This window comes from Candidatus Obscuribacterales bacterium, assembly GCA_036703605.1.
GTDB lineage: Bacteria > Cyanobacteriota > Cyanobacteriia > RECH01 > RECH01 > RECH01.
In genome coordinates this window covers 1-1,838 of sequence record DATNRH010001088.1, presented here as the reverse complement: position 1 = coordinate 1,838, position 1,838 = coordinate 1, and the positions used below count along the sequence as shown (strand labels likewise).

The 1,838-nt window shown below is 53.6% G+C and carries 2 protein-coding genes; both read right to left on the bottom strand.

The window, feature by feature from the left end:
* Window positions 1-128: 128 nt before the first annotated feature.
* Complete coding sequence (locus tag V6D20_22545) at window positions 129-944, bottom strand: WecB/TagA/CpsF family glycosyltransferase (protein ID HEY9818561.1); 816 nt, start codon at window positions 942-944, stop codon at window positions 129-131.
* Between the two features lie 323 nt (window positions 945-1,267).
* On the bottom strand, window positions 1,268-1,838 hold a 571-nt coding region (locus tag V6D20_22540; GenBank protein ID HEY9818560.1), incomplete at its 5' end, for a GGDEF domain-containing protein.

Sequence of the window (1,838 nt, the reverse complement as noted above, 5' to 3'; positions counted from 1 at the left end):
TTTGATTGGAGCGATCGCCTCCCAATCTCCCTATCCTTCGAACCGTTCAGAACTCGGGGGGATATTTTAGGACTCCTCTGCAACGATCTAATCATGATCGATGGAGAAGAGTCCCTTGCTTAGGAGCCCTAGAGCTTGATGGTGTAGGGCGCTTTATAGAGATGGAGTTTTTGCTGGAGAATCAGCCAGCCAAACGGCACCAAGTCATCCACAAGGTAGCGTTTCCAGAGACGCTGGGGTTCAGAAAGCAGGCGATAGATCCACTCAATCCCCAAGTTGCTAATCCAAGCTGGGGCGCGGGAGGTTTTACCAGCTTCAAAATCAATCGTGGCCCCGATCGCCAAAAATAGCTTGACGTTGGGCATTTGGTCTTTGTATTTGTGGATCCACTTTTCCTGCTTGGGTGCGCCCACACCCACGGCTAGAACCGTCGCGCCAGACTCGTTTACGAGTTGAATAATCTGCTGGCACTCATCTTCTCGTTTCTCAAACCCAAAGCTGGGCGAATGGGCAGCCACCACGAGTTCACGTCCGGCTTTGGCGTTGATGTTTTTCTGCGCCGTGGCCGCAACGCCCTCGGCAGCTCCTAGGAGAAAGATGGTCACCTCGTCGTCGTCTTTGTAATGGTTATAAAAGGCTGGGAAGAGGTCGGAGCCAGAAATACGTTCTTTGATGGGCGTACCTAGGAAACGAGACACGTAGAACAAGGTCTGGCTATCGCAAGTGCGGTAGTTAGCTGCGCTATAGACCTCGCAAAAGTCTTGATCGCGCTGAAGCTTGACGACGTGGTCTACATTGGGTGTCACCACGACTCCCCCCTGCTTTAACTTCGGTAGCAGTTCTGCCATCGAGAGGTTGTCGATAGGAACATTGAGGAGCATGATCCGCTCTGTCAAATCGGGAGGGGCGCAGTCGGCGGAGCGATCGTCCTTGCTGATAACCATAGGGATGTGATTAGAAACGTCTATAAGCGAAAAGGGAGTTATTGCTATGGGGAGATCTGACGGGAGGTCTCCGTAGCAATAATCGATAGAGCAAGGTTTGAGATGGAATAACAGTCTTGCAGGGGATACCCAAGCCTTGACTGGGTGTAACAGATCATGGATCTAGATTGCGCGCGCTGGAATGGTTTTGGGACAAGCCTTGGGGCCATCCTACAGACCGCCCACACCCTGATATCAAAGACTAGGGATCCATCCAAAGACTGTTTTGCATAGAGTACCCACCTAGGCTGGTAAAGTACACAGCCTGCTGCCTCAAATCATGATCATCGGTCGGGTGTTGGTGGATGATTAGCGGGATGGAGTTGATGGCCAATGACACAGTTGCGTCCCTGATATTTAGCCTCGGCGATCGCTCGGGTGGCTCGTTCTAAAACGTCCATGGCATGGCGATCGCGGGCGGGCTGCTGCTGGGCAACGCCAAAACTAGCCGTGACGGTCAAGGTACCTACGGACGTTTTAACCGGGGTGGCGCTAATGGCCCAGCGCAGGCGTTCGGCAACCCCAATGGCGGCAGAAAGAGGGGCTTCGGGCAATAAAACAGCAAACTCTTCACCGCCATAGCGATAGGCTGGAGTGCCTTGGCGAAGCTGTCTGCGCAAGCGTTCGGCCACTTGATACAGCACTTCATCGCCGATGGCGTAGCCATGCACATCATTGACGAGCTTGAAATAGTCTAGGTCGCACAGAATCAGGCTAAAGGGGGGGCGTACAAACCACATGGCGCGGTTGCTGAAATGGGTTAGCTCTTGCTCTAGGCAGGGGCGAGTCATCAGGTGGGTGAGGGAATCTTGACGATCGCTGAGGGGTTGTACCTCGACGGGCATGGGCGGGGTG